This is a genomic window from Halalkalibacter flavus, assembly GCF_036663575.1.
GTDB classification, from domain to species: Bacteria; Bacillota; Bacilli; order Bacillales; family Bacillaceae_D; genus Halalkalibacter; species Halalkalibacter flavus.
On sequence record NZ_JAWRVK010000368.1, the window covers coordinates 1 to 245 of the forward strand.

The 245-nt window shown below is 42.9% G+C and carries 1 tRNA gene; it reads right to left on the minus strand.

The features are described from left to right. Positions 1-72 (minus strand) — tRNA-Lys (locus SAY88_RS25500). Between the last annotated feature and the right edge of the window lie 173 nt (positions 73-245).

A 245-nucleotide genomic window follows, 5' to 3' on the forward strand; every position in this document is an offset into this window, starting at 1 on the left:
GAGCCATGAAGGACTCGAACCTTCGACCCTCTGATTAAAAGTCAGATGCTCTACCAACTGAGCTAATGGCTCTTGCTATCTTTTCATAGAAGTATTTCATGATGCTTTCGGACGATGAATCGCTCCGTGGTCTTACCTGTTCTTTCCTCTACTAGTTTAGCTTCGCAACTTACTGCGTCAGAACAACTCGAAGTTACTTCAAGTAGATTTGCTCGTAACTGAGCTAATGGCTCTTGCTGTTATTA